Source organism: Streptomyces sp. NBC_01077 (genome assembly GCF_045162855.1).
GTDB lineage: Bacteria > Actinomycetota > Actinomycetes > Streptomycetales > Streptomycetaceae > Streptomyces.
On sequence record NZ_CP108669.1, the window covers coordinates 4,457,483 to 4,477,081 of the forward strand.

The following is a 19,599-nucleotide window of genomic DNA, read 5'->3' on the forward strand; positions in this document are numbered from 1 at the left end:
TGCCTCGGGCAGCGTCAGAAGACATACGGATCGCCGGTGGCGAGCACCAGAACCCGGTGCCGGTCGTTCCGCGGATTCCGGTCGGTCACCCCGTCCCGCCAGGCCGTGGTGATGTCCACGGTCAGCTCGTCCGGAAGGCCCGCCGTCCGCAGGTCGAGCGCCAGCTCACCGACGCCACCCGTGGCCGGCAGCTCGCCCGTCCGGCAGGAGACCACCCGGTCGCTGCTCCACAGACAGGCCTCCGGCAGTTCCTGGCCACCCGCCATCGGCACCGAGAAGGCGAGCCGGACCGTCGCCTGGGAGAGATCGGTGGGACCGAAGTTCTCGCTGACCAGCCAGACGCCGACCCGCCCGTCCCAGAGGGAGACATGACCGTGATGGGCCAGATCCGCCTCGGGCCCGACCACCGGCCCCACGGCGCCGGCACTCGCGCCCGCGCCCATCACCACCGTGGCCGCGAGAGCGACCCCGAGCACAGCCTTCCGCAATCCACGCATAGGCCCAAAATACCCACAGATCATCCGATCTTCTGACAACCCATCAGTCAGCGTGTCCCATGGCAGGCTGCCCCTCATGCTCACCGTCCGCTCCATCGCCCTCTTCGCACTCGCCGCGCTCTTCGAGATCGGCGGCGCCTGGCTCGTCTGGCAAGGCGTCCGCGAGCACCGCGGCTGGATCTGGATCGGCGGCGGAGTCCTCGCCCTCGGCATCTACGGCTTCGTCGCCACCCTCCAGCCCGACGCCGAGTTCGGCCGCGTCCTCGCCGCCTACGGCGGAGTGTTCGTCGCCGGGTCCATCGCCTGGGGCATGGCGGCCGACGGCTACCGGCCCGACCGCTGGGACGTCATCGGCGCACTGGTCTGCCTCGCGGGCATGGCCGTGATCATGTACGCCCCGCGAGGCCGCTGACCGGCGCCGCCTATCCTGGCCGGGCGATCGACGTAATCGACCACCTGCGCGAGGAGCACCACGTCATGACTGCCCCCGGTACCCCCATCGCCGTCATCACCGGAGCGAGCAGCGGAATCGGCGCCGCCACGGCCAGGCAGCTGGCCGCCGCCGGCTACCGCGTGGTCCTCACGGCCCGGCGCAAGGACCGCATCGAGGACCTGGCCGCAGAGATCAACGAGGCCGGCCACCAGGCCGCCGCCTACGCCCTCGACGTCACCGACCGCGCCGCCGTCGACGAGTTCGCCACCGCGTTCCAGAGCCTCGCCGTGCTGGTCAACAACGCCGGCGGCGCGCTCGGCGCCGACCCCGTCGCCACCGGCGACCCGGCCGACTGGCGCCAGATGTACGAGGTCAACGTCATCGGCACGCTGAACGTGACCCAGGCGCTGCTCCCGGCCCTCACCGCGAGCGGCGACGGCACGGTCGTCGTCCTCTCCTCGACCGCCGGCCACTCCACCTACGAGGGCGGCGCCGGCTACGTCGCCGCCAAGAACGGCGCCCGCGTCATCGCCGAGACCCTCCGCCTGGAGATCGTCGGAACCCCGGTCCGCGTCATCGAGATCGCCCCCGGCATGGTCAAGACGGACGAGTTCGCCACCACCCGCTTCCGCGGCGACACCGACAAGGCCGCCAAGGTCTACGCCGGCGTGGCCGAGCCCCTGACGGCGGACGACGTCGCCGACACCATCACCTGGGCCTGCACCCGCCCCCCGCACGTCAACATCGACCTGCTCGTCGTCCGCCCCCGCGCCCAGGCTTCCAACACCAAGGTCCACCGCGAGCTCTGAGCACACGGAAGGGGCCGGCGCACCGCACCGGCCCCTCTCGCTCTCGCTCGCACCCCCGTGAAGGAGCGGCTCATCCCTTCACACAGATGACCTGCTTCAGCTTGGCGACGACCTCCACCAGGTCCCGCTGCTGATCGATGACCTTCTCGATCGACTTGTACGCGCCCGGGATCTCGTCCACGACGCCGGAGTCCTTACGGCACTCCACACCCCGTGTCTGCTCCTCCAGGTCCTGCGTCGAGAAGCGCCGCTTCGCCGCGCTCCGGCTCATCTTCCGGCCCGCGCCGTGCGAGGCCGAGTTGAACGACGCCGCGTTGCCCAGGCCCTTCACGATGTACGAGCCGGTGCCCATCGAGCCCGGGATGATCCCGAACTCCCCGGAGCCGGCCCGGATCGCGCCCTTCCGCGTGACCAGCAGGTCCATGCCCTCGTACTGCTCCTCCGCCACGTAGTTGTGGTGGCAGGAGATCACCTGGTCGAAGGACACCCGCGCCTTGCGGAACTCCCGGCGGACGACCTCCTGGAACAGCGCCATCATGATCGCGCGGTTGTACTTCGCGTACTCCTGCGCCCAGAACAGGTCGTTCCGGTAGGCCGCCATCTGCGGGGTCTCCGCGACGAACACCGCCAGGTCACGGTCGACGATCCCCTGGTTGTGCGGGAGCTTCTGCGCCTCGCCGATGTGGTGCTCGGCGAGCTCCTTGCCGATGTTCCGCGACCCGGAGTGCAGCATCAGCCAGACCGCGCCCGACTCGTCGAGACAGAACTCGATGAAGTGGTTGCCGCCGCCGAGGGTTCCCATCTGCTGCCGCGCCCGCTCGTGACGGAACTTGACGGAGTCCGCGACCCCGTCGAAGCGCGACCAGAAGTCGTCCCACCCCGACGTCGGGAACTGGTAGAGCCGCCCCGGGTCCACCTCCGACCGGTGCAGCCCCCGGCCCACCGGAATGGCCTGCTCGATCTTCGACCGGAGCCTCGACAGGTCGCCCGGAAGGTCGTTCGCCGTCAGCGAGGACTTGACCGCCGACATGCCGCAGCCGATGTCCACCCCGACCGCGGCCGGACAGACCGCCCCCTGCATCGCGATCACCGAGCCGACCGTCGCGCCCTTGCCGTAGTGCACATCGGGCATCACGGCGAGGCCCTTGATCCACGGCAGCGTCGCGACGTTCTGCAGCTGCTGCATGGCACCGCCCTCCACCGTGGCGGGGTCGGCCCACATCCTGATGGGTACTTTCGCCCCAGGTACCTCTACGTACGACATACTTCCTCGATTCCCCCGAAAAGTCTGATAACGCAAAAACCGGAGCCAAAGCCCGTACAGGTGACAGCGGACCGGCATCAACGGCTGCGTGTGCGATAGACATTGTGTCCATCGGCCGGGTTCGCGCGGCAAACAGTTTTCGGGAAAGACTTCGGGATAAGGGAGCCTGGGACCGTGCAGCGAAAGAGGTACACCCCCGGCCGCACCGGGTCCGCGGCTCGCACCGCCGTCGTCCTCACACTCGGCCTCGGCCTCGGAATCGGCGTCACCGGATGCTCGGCCGGCACCCCGGCCGACGACATCCCCGTCGACGCCAAGGCCGGCCCCGCCGCGGCCGTCGCGCCCCCGGGCCGCTACCGCACGCTCTTCGAGCCCTGCGGCGCCGTCCCCCAGGCCACGCTCAAGGACCTGCTCCCGGGCGCCACCGCCCTGCCCGACCCCGAGCGCGACACGGCGTACCGCGGCGTCGCCGCCGTGACGTACGACACCGACCGTCGCGTCGGCTGCACGTGGAAGGCCGACACCCCGGACATCTCGCACCGGCTCGTCCTCGACATCGAACGGGTGGTCTCGTACGACACCGCCGTCAGCGACGCCGACCGGGCGCAGGAGGTGTACGTCCGCAAGCAGCTCGCCGCGGGCATCCCGCTGCCCCCGACCGCCCCGCCCACGACCACCCCGCCCGCGGCCACGACCACGCCGGCAGCCCCGGGCACCCCCACGGCGAGCGGCGGGCCCTCGGGCACGACCCCGCCGCCCGCCACGACGGCGGGCAACGCCCCCTCGGGCAAGCCCCTGACGGGCGCCACCGCCCCCGCCTCCGGAGCCACCCCCTCCGGGGGCACTCCCTCCGGCCCCTCCCCCACCGGCCTCGAACCGCGCCTCCTGGACGGCCTCGGGGACATCGCGTACCTCGACGACGCCCTCAGCACGGTCGGCGCGAACGGCCATCAGCGCGCCGTCAGCGTGGTGTTCCGCACATCCAACGTCATCGTGACCGTCTCCTACCAGGAGCAGACCGTCGGCTCCGCCGAGGCCCCCGACAGCCAGGAGCTGCAGGAAAAGGCCCGGAATCTGGCCCGGCTGCTCGCCGAACGGCTGGAGGAGTAGCCGTCCGCACCCGCTCCGTGAGCGGAGGGACACCACGTAACGTGTCGGCGTACCCGTGGCCCCACGCCGTGGCCGTACCCGTGGCCGCCGGACCACCGGCCGGACCGTACGACAAGCGACTGAAGGAACCATGCAGCGAACAGCCCCGCGACTCACCCGCATACTCGCCTGCGCCGCCGTCCCGGTGATGCTCGTCGTCGCCGGCTGCTCCTCGGACTCCGGCGACAGCGGCTCCGGCGCGACGGGATCGAAGGACAAGGCGGCCGCGTCGACGTCCGCCACCCCCTCGCCCTCGCAGACGACGAAGACGGTCGAGCCGGCGAAGTTCGCGAAGCTGCCGGAGGCCTGCAAGGCGATCGCCGCCAAGACGGTGTCCTCGCTCGTGCCCAAGGCGAAGACGAAGAACGGCACGCCGGCCGCCTCCAGCGACCTCGGCAGCCGTAGCGGCTGCTCGTGGAACGGTCTCGACGACAAGGGCGTGAAGGGCTCGCAGTACCGCTGGCTCGACGTGTCCTTCTACCGCTACGAGTCGGACGCCGCCCTCGGCAGCGGCCAGGAGCGCGCGCAGGAGAACCTCGCGAAGGAGCTCGCCAAGATCGAGGAGACCCCGGGCGCCAAGGAGCTCCGCACCAGGACGGCCACGGGCGTCGGCGACGAGGCGAAGTCGGTCTCGTACGAGCTGCGGAAGACCGGCGAGGACTTCGTCTACGGCGCGATCGTTGCCCGTACGGGCAACGTGCTGGTGCTGCTCTCGTACAACGGCGCCGGGTACGCGGGCGCGGCGACCCCGAGCGGGAAGACGGTGCTGGAGGGCGCGGTGAAGGCGGCCGGGGAAGCCGTGGCCGCGGTCGCCGCCGCCAACAAGTAAGCGCGTAGTGACTCCCGACAACTAGTCACAAACCAGCGCAGAGTGGCACGTCGGCGCGGAGCCCGGCCCTCCCCCGAGGGCCGGGCTTCGTGCGCATGTGCCACTCTGTGCGCGCGAGATGTCGAATGACGGGGAGGGGATCGCGGGTGGCCGCGATGCAGCTGACACGCACACACCGGATACTCATCGGCCTCGTCATCGCCGGTGCGCTGATCATCGCGGGGATCGGTTTCGCGGGTTCGTACGCCGCCGTGCGCGAGCTCGCCGTACAGAAGGGCTTCGGCACCTTCTCGTACTTCTTCCCGATCGGCATCGACGCGGGCATCTGTGTGCTGCTCGCCCTCGACCTGCTCCTGACCTGGCTGCGGATCCCCTTCCCGCTGCTGCGGCAGACCGCCTGGGTACTGACGGCGGCGACGATCGCGTTCAACGGCGCGGCCGCCTGGCCCGACCCGCTGGGCGTCGGGATGCACGCGGTGATCCCGATCCTGTTCGTCGTGGCCGTCGAGGCCGCGCGGCACGCGGTGGGCCGGATCGCGGACATCACGGCGGACAAGCACATGGAGGGCGTCCGGCTGACCCGCTGGCTGCTCTCCCCGGTGCCGACGTTCCGGCTGTGGCGCCGGATGAAGCTCTGGGAGCTCCGCTCGTACGAGCAGGTCATCAAGCTGGAGCAGGAGCGGCTGATCTACCAGGCGCGTCTCCAGGCCCGATACGGCCGGAGCTGGCGCCGCAAGGCGCCGGTGGAGGCACTGATGCCGCTGCGTCTCGCGCGGTACGGGGTACCGCTGGCGGAGACGGCGGCGGCGGGCCTCGCGGCAGCCGGCATCGAACCGGCCGTCCTGCCCCCGCAGCCGCAGGGCACCTCGCCCCTGCTGCCGCAGCAGCCCCAGCCGCTTCAGCCGGCTCAGCAGCTTCAGCCGGCCCAGCAGCCCCAACCCGTGCAGCTCGCGCCCGCGCAGCAGCCGCTTCCCGATGCGCCGGAGGGTCCCGATGGGAGCCCCTGGTTCGCGGGTCAGGCGCGCCCGGACGGCTACCAGGGCTCGTACAACCCCCAGATCGTCGACGGCCTGGAGCCGATCCCGGTGCCGGTTCCGCTCGGCCCGGAGGATGTTCCCCCGTCGGGACCGGAGGAGTTCGTCGAGTACCCCGAGTACGTCGAGGAGCAGCCGGAGCCGCAGGAGGTCGAGGAGCTCCGCGAGGTCGTCTACAAGCAGACCTGGGCGTACGCCGTGGAGAACGACCGCTTCCCGGAGACCCAGGAGCTCGAACGGCTGGTGGCCGATCACTACGGCGTCGAGCAGCTCCGCAACCCCGAGCTGCTCCACCGGATGATCCCCGAGGTCCAGCAGCAGATCCAGCAGAACATGCACGAGTACCGCACCCCCTGACCCGCGAGGGACCCGCACGGGAGTACGTGAGACACGGGAGTACGTGAGACACGGGAGTACGTGAGACACGGGAGTACGTGAGACACGGGAGTACGTGAAAGGGCCGCCACCCGGCATCCGGGTGGCGGCCCTTTCACGCACTCAGCTCACATGCTCAGCTCGCGTACTCGGCTCACGCGCCGAGCAGCTTCCTCACCCGGTCCGCGCCCACGGCGAGCAGCAGCGTGGGCAGCCGCGGCCCGGTCTCCCGGCTGACGAGGAGCTTGTAGAGCAGGGCGAAGAACGCGCGCTGCGCGAGCTTCAGCTCAGGCGTCGGCTTGGCCTCCGGGTCGAGACCGGCCATGATCTTCGGGACGCCGTAGACGAGCGTGGTGAGCCCGTCGAGCGACCAGTGGCTGTCGAGGCCCTCCAGGAGCAGGCGGAGCGACTCGCGGCCCTCGTCGTCCAGGGAGCCGAGGAGCTCGGCGTCGGGCTCCTCACGGACGATGGTGCGCTGGTCGGCCGGGACCTGGCTGGTGATCCAGTTCTCGGCGCGATCGAGCCGCGGCCGGACCTCGTCGAGGGAGGTGACCGGGTTCTCGGGGTCGAGCTCGGTCAGGATCCGCAGGGTCTGCTCGTCGTGGCCGGCGGTGATGTCCATGACCGAGGCGAGCGTGCGGTACGGGAGCGGGCGCGGGGTGCGCGGAAGCTCACGGGCGGCCGTGCGGGCGGCGCGGGAGTGGGCGGCGGCGTCGGCGGGCAGCACGCTGCCGTCGGCAACCTTGGCCTCCAGCTTGTCCCACTCGTCGTAGAGCCGCTGGATCTCCTGGTCGAAGGCGATCTTGAAGGACTGGTTGGGGCGGCGGCGCGCGTACAGCCAGCGCAGCAGCGGCGCTTCCATGATCTTCAGCGCGTCGGCGGCGGTCGGGACGCCACCGCGCGAGGAGGACATCTTGGCCATGCCGCTGATGCCGACGAAGGCGTACATCGGGCCGATCGGCTGGACGCCGTCGAAGATCTCGCGGACGATCTGGCCGCCGACGACGAACGACGAGCCCGGCGAGGAGTGGTCGACGCCGGAGGGCTCGAAGATGACGCCCTCGTACGCCCAGCGCATCGGCCAGTCGACCTTCCAGACCAGCTTGCCGCGGTTGAACTCGCTCAGCTTCACGGTCTCGGCGAAGCCGCAGTTCGTGCAGGTGTAGGCCAGCTCGGTCGTCTCGTCGTCGTACGAGGTGACCGTGGTCAGGTCCTTCTCGCACTGCCCGCAGTACGGCTTGTACGGGAAGTAGCCCGAGGAGCCGCTGGAGCCGTCGTCCTCGCTCGCCGCGCCGGAGCCCTCCTCGGCCTCCAGCTCGGCCTCGTCGACCGGCTTCTGCGACTGCTTCTTCGGCGCCTTCTTCGTCCGGTACTGGTCGAGGATGCCGTCGATGTCGCCGCGGTGCTTCATGGCGTGCAGGACCTGCTCGCGGTAGGTGCCCGCGGTGTACTGCTCGGTCTGGCTGATCGGGTCGTACTCGACGCCCAGCTCGGCAAGCGCCTCCACCATGGCGGCCTTGAAGTGCTCGGCCCAGTTCGGGTGCGGCGAGCCGGCGGGGGCCGGAACCGAGGTCAGCGGCTTGCCGATGTGCTCGGCCCAGGACGCGTCGATGCCCTCGATGCCGTTCGGCACCTTGCGGTAGCGGTCGTAGTCGTCCCAGGAGATCAGGTGCCTGACCTCGTGCCCGCGGCGGCGGATCTCGTCGGCGACCAGGTGCGGGGTCATGACCTCGCGGAGGTTGCCCAGGTGGATCGGGCCGGACGGGGAGAGACCGGACGCGACGACGACCGGTTTGCCAGGCGCACGTCGCTCCGACTCGGCGATGACCTCGTCCGCGAAACGGGAGACCCAGTCGGTCTCGGTGCTGCTCTGAGCCACGGTCGGTACGTCCTTCTTCCTGGGGTTCTGCCTGAGGGGTTCTGCCTGACTAGCCCTACGTGAGCCATTCTCCCAGACGGAAGAGCACTCTCCGGGGTTGTCCACAGGCGGGGAAATCACGTTGCGCTCCCATGGGACACTTGACAAGCGATTAAGACCCACCGAAATCACCGAACTCAACAGGAACGGAAGCTCATGGCCTCGGTCCCTTCCCTCGCTTCGACCGTGCAGCAGCGCCTCGCGGACGGCCTCTCGGCAGCCCTGCCGGACGCCGCGTCCGCCGACCCGCTGCTGCGACGAAGCGACCGGGCCGACTTCCAGGCCAACGGCATCCTGGCGCTGGCCAAGCAGCTCAAGGGCAACCCGCGTGAGCTGGCGACCCAGGTCGTCGCCGCGATCCCGGAGAACGACGTCCTCCAGGAGATCGAGGTGTCGGGCCCCGGCTTCCTGAACATCACGGTCACGGACGCGGCGATCGTGCGGACCCTCGCGGCCCGCGCCACCGACGCCCGGCTCGGCGTGCCGTTCAACGAGTCGGCCGGCACGACGGTCATCGACTACGCCCAGCCGAACGTGGCGAAGGAGATGCACGTCGGACACCTCCGCTCCGCCGTGATCGGCGCCGCGATGGTCGAGATCCTGGAGTTCACCGGCGAGAGCGTGGTCCGCCGCCACCACATCGGCGACTGGGGCACCCAGTTCGGCATGCTCATCCAGTTCCTGATCGAGCACCCGCACGAGCTGGACCACAAGGCCGAGGACGGCGCCGAGATCTCCGGTGAGGAGGCCATGTCGAACCTGAACCGGCTCTACAAGGCCTCGCGCGCGCTCTTCGACTCCGACGAGGCGTTCAAGACGCGGGCCCGCGCCCGCGTGGTGGACCTGCAGGCCGGTGACGAGGAGACGCTCGCGCTCTGGCAGCGGTTCGTCGACGAGTCGAAGATCTACTTCTACTCGGTCTTCGACAAGCTCGACATGGACATCCGCGACGGCGACGTCGTCGGCGAGTCCGGCTACAACGACATGCTGGTGGAGACCTGCCGCATCCTCGAGGAGTCGGGCGTCGCCGTCCGCTCCGAGGGCGCGCTGTGCGTCTTCTTCGACGACGTGAAGGGCCCGGACGGCAACCCGACCCCGCTCATCGTCCAGAAGTCCGACGGCGGCTTCGGCTACGCGGCGACGGACCTGTCCGCGATCCGCGACCGGGTCCGGAACCTGAAGGCGACGACCCTGCTGTACGTGGTCGACGCCCGCCAGTCGCTCCACTTCAAGATGGTCTTCGAGACGGCCCGCCGGGCCGGCTGGCTGAACGAGGACGTCAAGGCCGTCCAGCTGGCCTTCGGCACGGTCCTCGGCAAGGACGGCAAGCCGTTCAAGACCCGTGAGGGCGAGACGGTCAGGCTCGTGGACCTGCTGGACGAGGCCGTCGACCGCGCCACGTCGGTCGTGCGCGAGAAGGAGGAGGACTTCCGCGAGAAGACCGGGAAGCCGCTCCTGACCGAGTCGGAGATCGTCGAGAACGGCCAGTACGTGGGCATCGGCGCGGTCAAGTACGCCGACCTGTCGACGTCCGCCGCGCGCGACTACAAGTTCGACCTGGACCAGATGGTCTCGCTCAACGGCGACACCTCGGTGTACCTGCAGTACGCGTACGCGCGCATCAAGTCGATCTTCGGAAAGGCCGGCGACCGCAAGCCGCTCGCCCACCCGGAGCTGGAGCTGGCCCCGGCCGAGCGCGCGCTCGGCCTGCACCTGGACCAGTTCGGCGAGGTGATCGCCGAGGCCGCCGCGGAGTACGCCCCGCACAAGCTGGCCGCGTACCTGTACCAGCTGGCGTCGCTGTACACGACGTTCTACTCGGAGTGCCCCGTCATCAAGCCCGCGCCGACGCAGGAGGTCGCGGAGAACCGCCTCTTCCTGTCCGAGCTGACCGCCCGCACCCTGCACCAGGGCATGGCGCTCCTGAGCATCAGGACGCCCGAGCGTCTCTGAGGTCCCGAAGCGAAGCCCCCGGTACGGAACACCGTGCCGGGGGCTTCGTCGTCAACGGATGGTGTGCGAGGTCCGGCCCGACACCTCGTCGATCTCCGTGTGGGCCTTCTGGAGCAGCTGGGAGGCGAGGTCCATCAGCGCGCGTGCGCCGGCGATCTCCTCGCCCACCCTCAGCTGGTCCGGGTCGGAGGGGTGCCGGTTGGCAGTTCCGTGGGCCCGGAACTCGGTACCGTCCGTGAGCCGGACCATGGCCGCCGCCCGCGTCCGGTCGCCTTCCTCCTGGAACTCCATCTCCACATGCCATCCGACAAGCGTGTTCATCATGAGGACCACCTCCAGCGAGGTACCTGCCGGCTACCTCTCCAGGGTGCGCCGGACGGCCTTCAGTGGCGAGCCGACCCCAGGTTCTGGGCGACCTCGGTGGCCCAGTAGGTCAGGATCATCTGCGCCCCGGCGCGCCGGATGCCGGTCAGGGTCTCCAGGATCGCCCTGTCGCGGTCGATCCAGCCCTTCTCGGCGGCGGCCTCGACCATCGCGTACTCACCGCTGATCTGGTACGCGGCGACGGGCACGTCCACGGACTCGGCGACCTTCGCGAGCACGTCGAGATACGGCCCCGCCGGCTTCACCATCACCATGTCGGCGCCCTCCTCCAGGTCGAGGGCGAGCTCGCGCAGGGACTCCCGCAGGTTGGCGGGGTCCTGCTGGTAGGTCTTGCGGTCGCCCCGCAGGGAGGAGCCGACGGCCTCACGGAACGGGCCGTAGAAGGCGGAGGAGTACTTCGCGGTGTACGCGAGGATCGACACGTCCTCCTTGCCGATGGTGTCCAGGGCGTCACGGACGACGCCGACCTGGCCGTCCATCATCCCGGAGGGGCCGACGACGTGGACGCCGGCGTCGGCCTGGACCTGCGCCATCTCGGCGTAACGTTCCAGCGTGGCGTCGTTGTCGACGCGGCCGTCGGCGTCGAGGACCCCGCAGTGGCCGTGGTCGGTGTATTCGTCGAGACAGAGGTCCGACATGATGACGAGCTCGTCACCGACCTCGGCCTTCACATCGCGGATCGCGAGCTGGAGGATCCCGTCGGGGTCGGTGCCCGCCGTACCGGCGGCGTCCTTCTTCGCGTCCTCGGGCACGCCGAAGAGCATGATCCCGGAGACCCCTGCCTCCAGCGCCTCGGCCGCGGCCTTCCGCAGGGTGTCGCGGGTGTGCTGGACGACCCCGGGCATGGCCTGGATCGGCACGGGCTCGGTGATCCCCTCGCGCACGAACGCGGGGAGGATCAGATCGGCGGGATGCAGCCGCGTCTCGGCCACCATCCGCCGCATGGCGGGCGTCGTCCGCAGCCGCCGCGGCCGCGCCCCGGGAAAGGATCCGTACGAGTTCATAGCCCCGAGGCTACGCCCGCACAAACAGTGGTTTTACCGACACGATGTTGCCTCGCCACAGGCGCGCACCCCGTTGCGGGAACAGCGAAAGGGGCGGGGCCCATGAAAAGGCCCCGCCCCGAAAGCACCGACCGAACCGACTACGTGGTCCGCCGTCGCCGCGCGCCAGGTCGCCGCTCACTGGGCCGGGTAACAGGATCCCCCGCCTCCACCGCGGCCTCCCGCCGCCGCAGACCGAAGTCCGCCAGCGCCTCGGCGAGCTTGTGGACCGACGGCTCGGGCGACAGCACGTCCACCCGCAGCCCATGCTCCTCGGCCGTCTTGGCCGTAGCGGGACCGATACACGCGATGACGGTCACGTTGTGCGGCTTCCCGGCGATGCCCACCAGGTTCCGCACCGTCGACGACGACGTGAAGAGCACGGCGTCGAACCCGCCGCCCTTGATCGCCTCCCGCGTGTCCGCCGGCGGCGGCGAAGCCCGTACGGTCCGGTAGGCGGTGACGTCGTCGACCTCCCACCCGAGCTCGATGAGCCCCGCGACCAGCGTCTCCGTCGCGATGTCGGCCCGCGGCAGGAAGACACGGTCGATCGGGTCGAAGACCGGGTCGTACGGCGGCCAGTCCTCCAGCAGACCGGCCGCGGACTGCTCACCGCTCGGCACCAGATCCGGCTTCACGCCGAAGTCGATCAGCGCGGCGGCCGTCTGCTCGCCCACCGCCGCGACCTTGATCCCGGCGAAGGCACGCGCGTCGAGCCCGTACTCCTCGAACTTCTCCCGCACCGCCTTGACCGCGTTGACCGAGGTGAAGGCGATCCACTCGTAGCGCCCGGTGACCAGGCCCTTGACCGCCCGCTCCATCTGCTGCGGCGTGCGCGGCGGCTCGACGGCGATGGTCGGCACCTCGTGCGGCACCGCGCCGTAGGAACGCAGCTGGTCGGAGAGTGACGCGGACTGCTCCTTGGTGCGCGGCACGAGCACCCGCCAGCCGAAGAGCGGCTTCGACTCGAACCACGACAGCTGGTCCCGCTGCGCCGGAGCGCTGCGCTCGCCGACCACGGCTATGACCGGCCGGTGGCCCTCGGGCGAGGGGAGGACCTTGCCCTGCTTGAAGACCTGGGCGATCGTGCCGAGCGTCGCGTTCCAGGTCCGCTGCCGGGTGGTGGTGCCCGCGATGGTGACGGTGAGCGGGGTGTCCGGCTTACGGCCTGCCGCCACCAGTTCACCGGCGGCCGCGGCCACCGAGTCGAGCGAGGCGGACACGACGACGGTGCCGTCGGAGGCGCCGACCTCGGTCCAGCACCGCTCGTCGGCGGTGCGGGCGTCGACGAAGCGGACGTCGGTGCCCTGGGCGTCGCGGAGCGGGACACCGGCGTACGCGGGTACGCCGACGGCCGTGGCCACGCCGGGGACGACCTCGAAGGGGATGCCCTCGGCGGCGCAGGCGAGCATCTCGGCTCCCGCGTTCCCGTCGAGGCCGGGGTCGCCGGTCACCGCACGGACGACCCGCCTGCCGCCCCTCGCGGCCTCCATGACAAGATTGGCCGCATCCCTCAACACGGGGACACCGGCGGTTGTTGACGCCTCGTCAACAATCGTCAGCTCCGGCGTGCTCACCCCCGCGCGCGCGTGGCCGCGAACGACCTCGAGCACCTCCGGCTCGGCGATCAGGACATCCGCTCCGGCGAGGGCCTCCACGGCCCTGAGGGTCAGGAGTCCGGGGTCACCCGGGCCTGCGCCGAGGAATGTGACGTGTCCATGGCCCGCAAAGGCCGGGGACAGCGGGCTGGTGGTCGGGCTGGTGGGGTTCAAAGTGCTCGCTCCCCCATAAGACCGGCCGCACCCTTGGCGAGCATCTCGTCCGCGAGTTCGCGTCCGAGCGCCATGGCCTCGTCGTGCGAGGTGGGTACGGGTCCGGTGGTGGACAGCTGCACCAGCGTCGAGCCGTCGGTGGTGCCGACGACGCCGCGCAGGCGCATTTCGGTGACAACCTGCCCGTGACCGGGGTCGTCGGCCAGCAGGTCGGCCAGCGCACCCACAGGTGCGGAGCAGCCGGCCTCCAGGGCGGCGAGCAGGGATCGCTCTGCGGTCACGGCGGCCCGGGTGAGCGGGTCGTCGAGCTCGGAGAGCGCGGCGACGAGTTCGGCGTTCGACGCCAGGCACTCGATCGCCAGTGCCCCCTGGCCGGGGGCGGGCAGGACGGAGTCGACCGACAGGTGGTCGAGCGACAGGGAGCCGGTGAGCTCCTCCGTACCGCCGATGCGGTTGAGGCCGGCCGCGGCGAGAACCACCGCGTCCAGTTCCCCGCTGCGTACGTAGCCGACCCGGGTGTCGATGTTGCCCCGGATCGGGACACAGGTGATCTCCAGGCCGTGATTGCGCGCGTACGCGTGGAGCTGGGCCATGCGCCGCGGCGAACCGGTGCCGACCCGGGCGCCCTTGGGCAGCCGGTCCAGCGTCAGACCGTCGCGGGCGATCAGCACGTCGCGCGGGTCCTCGCGCTCCGGGATCGCGGCCAGCACCAGATCGGGGTGCTGCGCGGTCGGCAGGTCCTTCAGGGAATGGACGGCGAAGTCCACCTCGTCCGCGAGCAGCGCGTCACGCAGGGCGGCGACGAAGACGCCGGTGCCGCCGATCTGCGCGAGGTGCTCCCGGGAGGTGTCCCCGTACGTCGTGATCTCCACGAGCTCGACGGGCCGGCCGGTCAGCCGCCGGACGGCGTCGGCCACGTGCCCGGACTGGGCCATGGCGAGCTTGCTGCGCCTGGTCCCGAGCCTCAGTGCCCTCTCGGTCATACTCGCCCTCGGTTCTTGACGTCGGCGTCATTCAGGTCGGCCCGGCTGACAGAAGCCACCGTCTCCGGGTCGAGGTCGAAGAGTGTCCGCAGCGCGTCCGCGTACCCGGCACCGCCGGGCTCGCTCGCCAGCTGCTTGACCCGCACGGTCGGCGCGTGCAGGAGCTTGTCGACCACGCGGCGCACGGTCTGGGTGATCTCGGCACGCTGCTTGTCGTCGAGGTCGGGCAGCCGGCCCTCGAGCCGGGCGACCTCGCCGGCCACCACGTCGGCGGCCATGGTGCGCAGCGCGACGACGGTGGGGGTGATGTGGGCGGCGCGCTGGGCGGCGCCGAAGGCGGCGACCTCGTCGGAGACGATGCCGCGTACCTGGTCGACGTCGGCGGCCATGGGCGCGTCGGCGGAGGCCTCGGCCAGCGACTCGATGTCGACGAGCCGGACACCGGGGATGCGGTGGGCGGCGGCGTCGATGTCGCGGGGCATGGCGAGGTCGAGCAGGGCGAGCGGGGTGCGGCGGCCCTGGACGGCGGTCTCGATGTCGTCCCCGGTGAGGACGAGTCCGGTGGCGCCGGTGCAGGAGACGACGACGTCGGCACGTGTCAGTTCGTCGCCGACGGCAACCATCTCGACCGCGTGTGCGGCCACCCCTGTGCCCCCGGGCTCGCTCAGGATCTGCGCGAGCCGTTCGGCGCGGGCGAGGGTGCGGTTGGCGATGACGATCTCGGAGACGCCGGAACGCGCGAGCGTGGCGGCGGCGAGCGAGGACATCGATCCGGCCCCGATGACGAGCGCCTTCTTGCCCTTGGCCCAGGTGTCGACGTCGGTCCCGTCGGCGAGCTGCTCCAGGCCGAAGGTCACGAGCGACTGCCCGGCCCGGTCGATGCCGGTCTCGCTGTGGGCGCGCTTGCCGACCCTCAGGGCCTGCTGGAACAGGTCGTTGAGGAGGCGGCCGGCGGTGTGCAGTTCCTGGCCGAGGGCGAGGGCGTCCTTGATCTGGCCGAGGATCTGGCCCTCGCCGACGACCATCGAGTCGAGCCCGCAGGCCACCGAGAAGAGGTGGTGGACGGCCCGGTCCTCGTAGTGCACGTAGAGATAGGGGGTGAGCTCGTCCAGGCCGACGCCGCTGTGCTGCGCGAGCAGCGTGGACAGCTCGGCGACACCGGCGTGGAACTTGTCCACGTCGGCGTAGAGCTCGATGCGGTTGCAGGTGGCCAGGACGGTGCCCTCGGCGGCCGGTTCGGCGGCGAGGGTGTCCTGGAGGAGCTTGGCCTGGGTGTCCGCCGCGAGCGCTGCCCGCTCCAGGATGGAGACGGGGGCGCTGCGGTGGCTGAGGCCGACGACGAGGAGGCTCATGCCGGCATCACGGCGGGGACGTCCCCGTCGGGTCCCTTGCGGCTGCCGCCCGTGGTGCCACGGGGGGCCGGCGGCGCGACGGCCGCGGCGGTCTCCGCCTCGGCGCCCGCGTCGGCTTCGGCGTTCGACTCCTCGCCGGCCTTGCGCTGCTCGTGGAAGGCGAGGATCTGCAGCTCGATCGAGAGGTCGACCTTGCGTACGTCCACGCCGTCGGGCACGGAGAGCACGGTCGGGGCGAAGTTCAGGATGGAGGTGACTCCGGCGGCCACGAGCCGGTCGCAGACCTGCTGGGCGACGCCGGCCGGGGTCGCGATGACACCGATGGAGACGCCGTCCTCCTCGATGATCTTCTCGAGTTCGTCGCTGTGCTGGACGGGGATCCCGGCGACCGGCTTGCCGGTCATGGCGGGGTCGGCGTCGATCAGCGCGGCGACGCGGAAGCCGCGGGAGGCGAAGCCGCCGTAGCCGGCGAGCGCGGCACCGAGGTTACCGATGCCGACGATGACGACCGGCCAGTCCTGGGTGAGCCCCAGCTCACGGGAGATCTGGTAGACGAGGTACTCGACGTCGTAGCCGACCCCGCGGGTGCCGTAGGAACCCAGGTAGCTGAAGTCCTTGCGCAGCTTCGCGGAGTTGACCCCCGCCGCGGCGGCGAGCTCTTCGGAGGAGACCGTGGGTACGGAGCGCTCCGAGAGCGCGGTGAGTGCGCGCAGATACAGCGGAAGCCGGGCGACGGTGGCCTCGGGAATTCCTCGGCTACGGGTCGCCGGTCGGTGAGTTCGGCCAGTTGCCACGGTGCTCCTGCGGGATGAGCGGGGCTGCAGGCGGCCATATGTCCCAAGACCGCCCCGTCGAATGCAGGCTATGTCTTTGTGAACGCGTGCACAAAGATGGTGTCCGTTTTGTCCGGCCAAAGTGACCGGGGTCACGCGGCTGGTTCGTATCGTCACGGAACCGCGCAGCGTGTCAGCGCGTTGAGAACCCGAAGGGGGCAAAACCGCACACACTCCTCACGACACGGCCCCCGAAGCCCAACAAAACGTCCATGATGGTAGCCGTCTTTCGGTCACACACCCAGTTCACGCCGGAGCCGCCCGGCGTCGACACGCCAGAACGTGTGCTGCTCGCCGTCGACCAGAACGACGGGAATCTGCTCCCAGTACGCCTGGTGGAGCGCCTCGTCCTGGGTGATGTCCTTCTCCTCCCATCGCGCCCCCGCCTCCGCGCACACGGCCTCGATCACCGCGCGGGCGTCGTCGCAGAGATGACACCCCGGCTTGCCGATCAGCGTCACGGTGCGCGACCCGGCGTCCGCCTTCTTCTTCGTCCGTCCGAACATGACGTCCATTCTGTCCCGCCGACCGCGCGCCGTACCCCGCCACGACGGGGCACGCGGGGCAGCACCCGATTAACAGGGGAGCCCCACACTGTTCACGCCCCGGCATCGTCACAAGTCGGGAAGTACCGAACAGACTGGCTATGCTCACGGCATGGCCGCTCTGGGATGGCTCACCCCCCGTAGGCGCTCCGCCACCGCGCGCAGCGTCCTCGCAGGCGAGGCCGCTGCCGAGGCAGCGCGCAAGTCCTCGCTCCAGCTGGAACGGGAGCGGGAGGAGGCGGCGGCCACCGAGACCACGGAGGCCGAGACCCCGGCCGAGCCCGAGTTCCCGGTCGTCGGCGACGTACGGGCGGCCGCGTTCTTCGATCTCGACAACACCGTGATGCAGGGCGCCTCGATCTTCCACTTCGGCCGCGGCCTGTACAAGCGGAAGTTCTTCCAGCGCCGCGAACTCGCCCGCTTCGCCTGGCAGCAGGCCTGGTTCCAGCTCGCCGGCGTCGAGGACCCCGAGCACATGCGGGACGCCCGCGACAGCGCCCTGTCCATCGTCAAGGGCCACCGGGTCTCCGAACTGATGTCGATCGGCGAGGAGATCTACGACGAGTACATGGCCGACCGCATCTGGCCCGGCACCCGCGACCTCGCCCAGGCGCACCTGGACGCGGGCCAGAAGGTCTGGCTGGTCACGGCCGCCCCGGTCGAGACGGCCACGATCATCGCCCGCAGGCTCGGCCTGACCGGCGCGCTCGGCACCGTCGCCGAGTCCGTCGACGGCGTCTATACGGGCAAGCTGGTCGGCGAGCCCCTGCACGGCCCGGCGAAGGCCGAGGCGGTACGGGCTCTCGCCGCCGCCGAGGGCCTCGACCTGAACCGTTGCGCCGCCTACAGCGACTCGGCCAACGACATCCCGATGCTCTCGCTCGTCGGACACCCGTACGCGATCAACCCGGACACCAAGCTCCGCAAGTACGCGAAGGCCCGGGACTGGCGGCTGCGCGACTACCGGACCGGCCGCAAGGCCGCCAAGGTCGGCATCCCGGCCGCCGCGGGCCTCGGCGCCCTGGCCGGCGGTACGGCGGCCGCGGTCGCCCTGCACCGCCGCCGCCACTGAGGCCCGGCGCCGCTCCCCCGCCTCCCCCTCACGGAGCTCACTCTCCGCCGCGCGCCGGGCACCTGCCGATACGTTTCGGCTGCGATCATCTGCGACAACCCCGGACCAGCGGCCCTCACCCGTCCGTGGTCGAACACCACCGCACAGGTCGACTCCCAGGCATTCTGGGCTCCTTACCCCGCAGCGGCCCCGATCACTCACCGGTCCCGCACTTGAGCACAACGCAACGCCGGCGCAGTCACACTCGGAAGCAAACCGATCAACAATCGGTCACCAATAGCACCTTGATCCGACTGCAAGCAGTAACAGAACCGACGTAACCGGTGATTTGAGCAACTGGGTGTAGCGCTGCCTGTACGAAGCGTTATTCTCCTGGGACGCACAAAGGACCCCTCACGTCGCCACGACGAGTGAACGGTCCCGCACTGCACGTGATGGAAGCTCTGCCTCTGGGAGTCCCGTGTACCCACACGTCGGGGTTGACACCTCGGGCCTGGCTACGCTGCGCGCAACGGTCCGCGACCGTTTGCGCGGCTTCGTCCCCACCGCGTACGCCGGCCCTGTCCCCGCCTTCGCCTTCGCCGCACCGGCACCCGCCGGCCCTTGCTATGCCCTGGCCGACGGCAGCGCCGCCGTGGGCAGACGCGGTGCCCGCTCCGGAACCTCGACCACCGCACGCCGCCCCACCGCCGACAGCGACAGCGCTCGCATGATGGACCTGGTCGAGCGCGCCCAGGCGGGCGAGGCCGAGGCCTTCGGCCGCCTGTACGACCAGTACAGCGACACCGTCTACCGCTACATCTACTACCGCGTCGGCGGGAAGGCGACAGCGGAGGACCTCACAAGCGAGACGTTCCTGCGCGCCCTGCGCCGGATCTCCACCTTCACCTGGCAGGGCCGCGACTTCGGCGCCTGGCTCGTCACCATCGCCAGGAACCTGGTCGCCGACCACTTCAAGTCCAGCCGCTTCCGGCTGGAAGTGACCACCGGCGAGATGCTCGACGCCAACGAGGTCGAGCGCAGCCCCGAGGACTCCGTCCTGGAGTCCCTCTCCAACGCCGCGCTCCTCGACGCGGTCCGCCGCCTCAACCCCCAGCAGCAGGAGTGCGTGACCCTGCGCTTCCTCCAGGGCCTCTCGGTCGCCGAGACCGCCCGGGTCATGGGAAAGAACGAGGGGGCCATCAAGACCCTCCAGTACCGGGCCGTCCGTACCCTGGCCCGCCTTCTCCCGGACGACGCCCGCTGACCGGTTCGCTCCCCCCACACACGCCCCCGCGGACCGGTCCGCGCGCCCACCCCCGCAGTTCCCCTCACGTCTCCACGACCCCCGCCCAACTCACAGTCGGTGACGCCT

Annotated in this window: 18 protein-coding genes; 8 read left to right on the forward strand and 10 right to left on the reverse strand. The window is 70.6% G+C overall.

The genetic code is table 11. From position 1 onward, the window contains the following. Nucleotides 1–14 precede the first annotated feature (14 nt). Nucleotides 15–497, reverse strand: a complete 483-nt coding sequence (locus OG462_RS19880; RefSeq protein WP_406059343.1) for a hypothetical protein — start codon at nucleotides 495–497, stop codon at nucleotides 15–17. A 76-nt stretch (nucleotides 498–573) separates the two neighbouring features. On the opposite strand from OG462_RS19880, the gene OG462_RS19885 reads away from it, so the two are divergent. Together OG462_RS19885 and OG462_RS19890 are read left to right on the forward strand one after the other, a co-directional pair. Then, entirely contained in the window at nucleotides 574–909 is a 336-nt protein-coding gene (locus OG462_RS19885) for a YnfA family protein (RefSeq protein ID WP_406059345.1), read from the forward strand. A gap of 65 nt (nucleotides 910–974) precedes the next feature. Next, nucleotides 975–1,739 (forward strand): SDR family NAD(P)-dependent oxidoreductase, encoded by a 765-nt coding sequence (locus OG462_RS19890; protein WP_406059347.1) that lies wholly within the window; start codon nucleotides 975–977, stop codon nucleotides 1,737–1,739. Between the two features lie 70 nt (nucleotides 1,740–1,809). Here the strand turns inward: OG462_RS19890 and OG462_RS19895 are convergent, their stop codons facing one another. Next, a complete protein-coding gene (locus OG462_RS19895) occupies nucleotides 1,810–3,003 on the reverse strand; it encodes an RtcB family protein (protein WP_406059349.1) in 1,194 nt (397 codons plus the stop codon). A gap of 174 nt (nucleotides 3,004–3,177) precedes the next feature. Between OG462_RS19895 and OG462_RS19900 the strand changes: the two genes are divergently transcribed. The 3 genes from OG462_RS19900 to OG462_RS19910 all read left to right on the forward strand — a co-directional run bounded on the left by OG462_RS19900 (nucleotide 3,178) and on the right by OG462_RS19910 (nucleotide 6,372). Continuing rightward, nucleotides 3,178–4,113 (forward strand): DUF3558 domain-containing protein, encoded by a 936-nt coding sequence (locus OG462_RS19900; RefSeq protein WP_406059351.1) that lies wholly within the window; start codon nucleotides 3,178–3,180, stop codon nucleotides 4,111–4,113. Nucleotides 4,114–4,243: 130 nt separating this feature from the next. Beyond that, nucleotides 4,244–4,981 (forward strand): DUF3558 domain-containing protein, encoded by a 738-nt coding sequence (locus OG462_RS19905; RefSeq protein WP_406059352.1) that lies wholly within the window; start codon nucleotides 4,244–4,246, stop codon nucleotides 4,979–4,981. 155 nt (nucleotides 4,982–5,136) lie between these two features. Next, complete coding sequence (locus OG462_RS19910; protein WP_406059354.1) at nucleotides 5,137–6,372, forward strand: DUF2637 domain-containing protein; 1,236 nt, start codon at nucleotides 5,137–5,139, stop codon at nucleotides 6,370–6,372. Nucleotides 6,373–6,544: 172 nt separating this feature from the next. On the opposite strand, the gene lysS is transcribed toward OG462_RS19910, so the two are convergent. After that, nucleotides 6,545–8,269, reverse strand: a complete 1,725-nt coding sequence (gene lysS / locus OG462_RS19915; RefSeq protein WP_406059356.1) for a lysine--tRNA ligase — start codon at nucleotides 8,267–8,269, stop codon at nucleotides 6,545–6,547. A gap of 195 nt (nucleotides 8,270–8,464) precedes the next feature. On the opposite strand from lysS, the gene argS reads away from it, so the two are divergent. Then, nucleotides 8,465–10,261, forward strand: coding sequence for an arginine--tRNA ligase (argS, locus tag OG462_RS19920; protein WP_406059358.1), 1,797 nt, complete (start codon nucleotides 8,465–8,467; stop codon nucleotides 10,259–10,261). A gap of 51 nt (nucleotides 10,262–10,312) precedes the next feature. Here argS and OG462_RS19925 read toward each other — a convergent pair whose 3' ends face one another. The 7 genes from OG462_RS19925 to OG462_RS19955 form a co-directional block, all read right to left on the reverse strand. Further along, complete coding sequence (locus OG462_RS19925) at nucleotides 10,313–10,582, reverse strand: DUF1876 domain-containing protein (RefSeq protein ID WP_406066623.1); 270 nt, start codon at nucleotides 10,580–10,582, stop codon at nucleotides 10,313–10,315. A 62-nt stretch (nucleotides 10,583–10,644) separates the two neighbouring features. Beyond that, on the reverse strand, nucleotides 10,645–11,649 hold the full coding sequence (gene hemB, locus OG462_RS19930) for a porphobilinogen synthase (protein ID WP_406059360.1): 1,005 nt from the start codon (nucleotides 11,647–11,649) through the stop codon (nucleotides 10,645–10,647). A 140-nt stretch (nucleotides 11,650–11,789) separates the two neighbouring features. Beyond that, nucleotides 11,790–13,460 (reverse strand): uroporphyrinogen-III synthase, encoded by a 1,671-nt coding sequence (locus OG462_RS19935; protein ID WP_406059361.1) that lies wholly within the window; start codon nucleotides 13,458–13,460, stop codon nucleotides 11,790–11,792. Beyond that, nucleotides 13,457–14,443, reverse strand: coding sequence for a hydroxymethylbilane synthase (gene hemC, locus OG462_RS19940; RefSeq protein WP_406059363.1), 987 nt, complete (start codon nucleotides 14,441–14,443; stop codon nucleotides 13,457–13,459). Before hemC ends, OG462_RS19935 begins: the two co-directional genes overlap by 4 nt. Then, nucleotides 14,440–15,795, reverse strand: a complete 1,356-nt coding sequence (locus tag OG462_RS19945) for a glutamyl-tRNA reductase (RefSeq protein ID WP_406059365.1) — start codon at nucleotides 15,793–15,795, stop codon at nucleotides 14,440–14,442. The genes hemC and OG462_RS19945 overlap by 4 nt, the downstream gene beginning before the upstream one ends. Then, nucleotides 15,792–16,589, reverse strand: a complete 798-nt coding sequence (locus OG462_RS19950) for a redox-sensing transcriptional repressor Rex (protein WP_406059367.1) — start codon at nucleotides 16,587–16,589, stop codon at nucleotides 15,792–15,794. Before OG462_RS19950 ends, OG462_RS19945 begins: the two co-directional genes overlap by 4 nt. A 272-nt stretch (nucleotides 16,590–16,861) precedes the next feature. Then, on the reverse strand, nucleotides 16,862–17,143 hold the full coding sequence (locus OG462_RS19955; RefSeq protein WP_406059369.1) for a glutaredoxin family protein: 282 nt from the start codon (nucleotides 17,141–17,143) through the stop codon (nucleotides 16,862–16,864). Nucleotides 17,144–17,285: 142 nt separating this feature from the next. Between OG462_RS19955 and OG462_RS19960 the strand changes: the two genes are divergently transcribed. Together OG462_RS19960 and OG462_RS19965 are read left to right on the forward strand one after the other, a co-directional pair. Then, a complete protein-coding gene (locus OG462_RS19960; protein ID WP_406059371.1) occupies nucleotides 17,286–18,245 on the forward strand; it encodes an HAD family hydrolase in 960 nt (319 codons plus the stop codon). 460 nt (nucleotides 18,246–18,705) lie between these two features. After that, the gene (locus OG462_RS19965) at nucleotides 18,706–19,491 is read left to right on the forward strand and encodes an ECF subfamily RNA polymerase sigma factor, BldN family (RefSeq protein ID WP_406059373.1); all 786 of its coding nucleotides are present in this window, start codon (nucleotides 18,706–18,708) and stop codon (nucleotides 19,489–19,491) included. Nucleotides 19,492–19,599 lie beyond the last annotated feature (108 nt).

What these genes read in the sequence shown, in the direction of transcription:
- OG462_RS19925 (WP_406066623.1), bottom strand. Translation starts at nt 10,582, where the DNA reads ATGAACACGCTTGTCGGATGGCATGTGGAGATGGAGTTCCAGGAGGAA.
- argS (WP_406059358.1), top strand. Translation starts at nt 8,465, where the DNA reads ATGGCCTCGGTCCCTTCCCTCGCTTCGACCGTGCAGCAGCGCCTCGCG.
- hemB (WP_406059360.1), bottom strand. Translation starts at nt 11,649, where the DNA reads ATGAACTCGTACGGATCCTTTCCCGGGGCGCGGCCGCGGCGGCTGCGG.
- hemC (WP_406059363.1), bottom strand. Translation starts at nt 14,443, where the DNA reads ATGACCGAGAGGGCACTGAGGCTCGGGACCAGGCGCAGCAAGCTCGCC.
- OG462_RS19910 (WP_406059354.1), top strand. Translation starts at nt 5,137, where the DNA reads ATGCAGCTGACACGCACACACCGGATACTCATCGGCCTCGTCATCGCC.
- OG462_RS19890 (WP_406059347.1), top strand. Translation starts at nt 975, where the DNA reads ATGACTGCCCCCGGTACCCCCATCGCCGTCATCACCGGAGCGAGCAGC.
- OG462_RS19895 (WP_406059349.1), bottom strand. Translation starts at nt 3,003, where the DNA reads ATGTCGTACGTAGAGGTACCTGGGGCGAAAGTACCCATCAGGATGTGG.
- OG462_RS19960 (WP_406059371.1), top strand. Translation starts at nt 17,286, where the DNA reads ATGGCCGCTCTGGGATGGCTCACCCCCCGTAGGCGCTCCGCCACCGCG.
- OG462_RS19955 (WP_406059369.1), bottom strand. Translation starts at nt 17,143, where the DNA reads ATGGACGTCATGTTCGGACGGACGAAGAAGAAGGCGGACGCCGGGTCG.
- OG462_RS19945 (WP_406059365.1), bottom strand. Translation starts at nt 15,795, where the DNA reads ATGAGCCTCCTCGTCGTCGGCCTCAGCCACCGCAGCGCCCCCGTCTCC.
- OG462_RS19880 (WP_406059343.1), bottom strand. Translation starts at nt 497, where the DNA reads ATGCGTGGATTGCGGAAGGCTGTGCTCGGGGTCGCTCTCGCGGCCACG.
- OG462_RS19885 (WP_406059345.1), top strand. Translation starts at nt 574, where the DNA reads ATGCTCACCGTCCGCTCCATCGCCCTCTTCGCACTCGCCGCGCTCTTC.
- OG462_RS19905 (WP_406059352.1), top strand. Translation starts at nt 4,244, where the DNA reads ATGCAGCGAACAGCCCCGCGACTCACCCGCATACTCGCCTGCGCCGCC.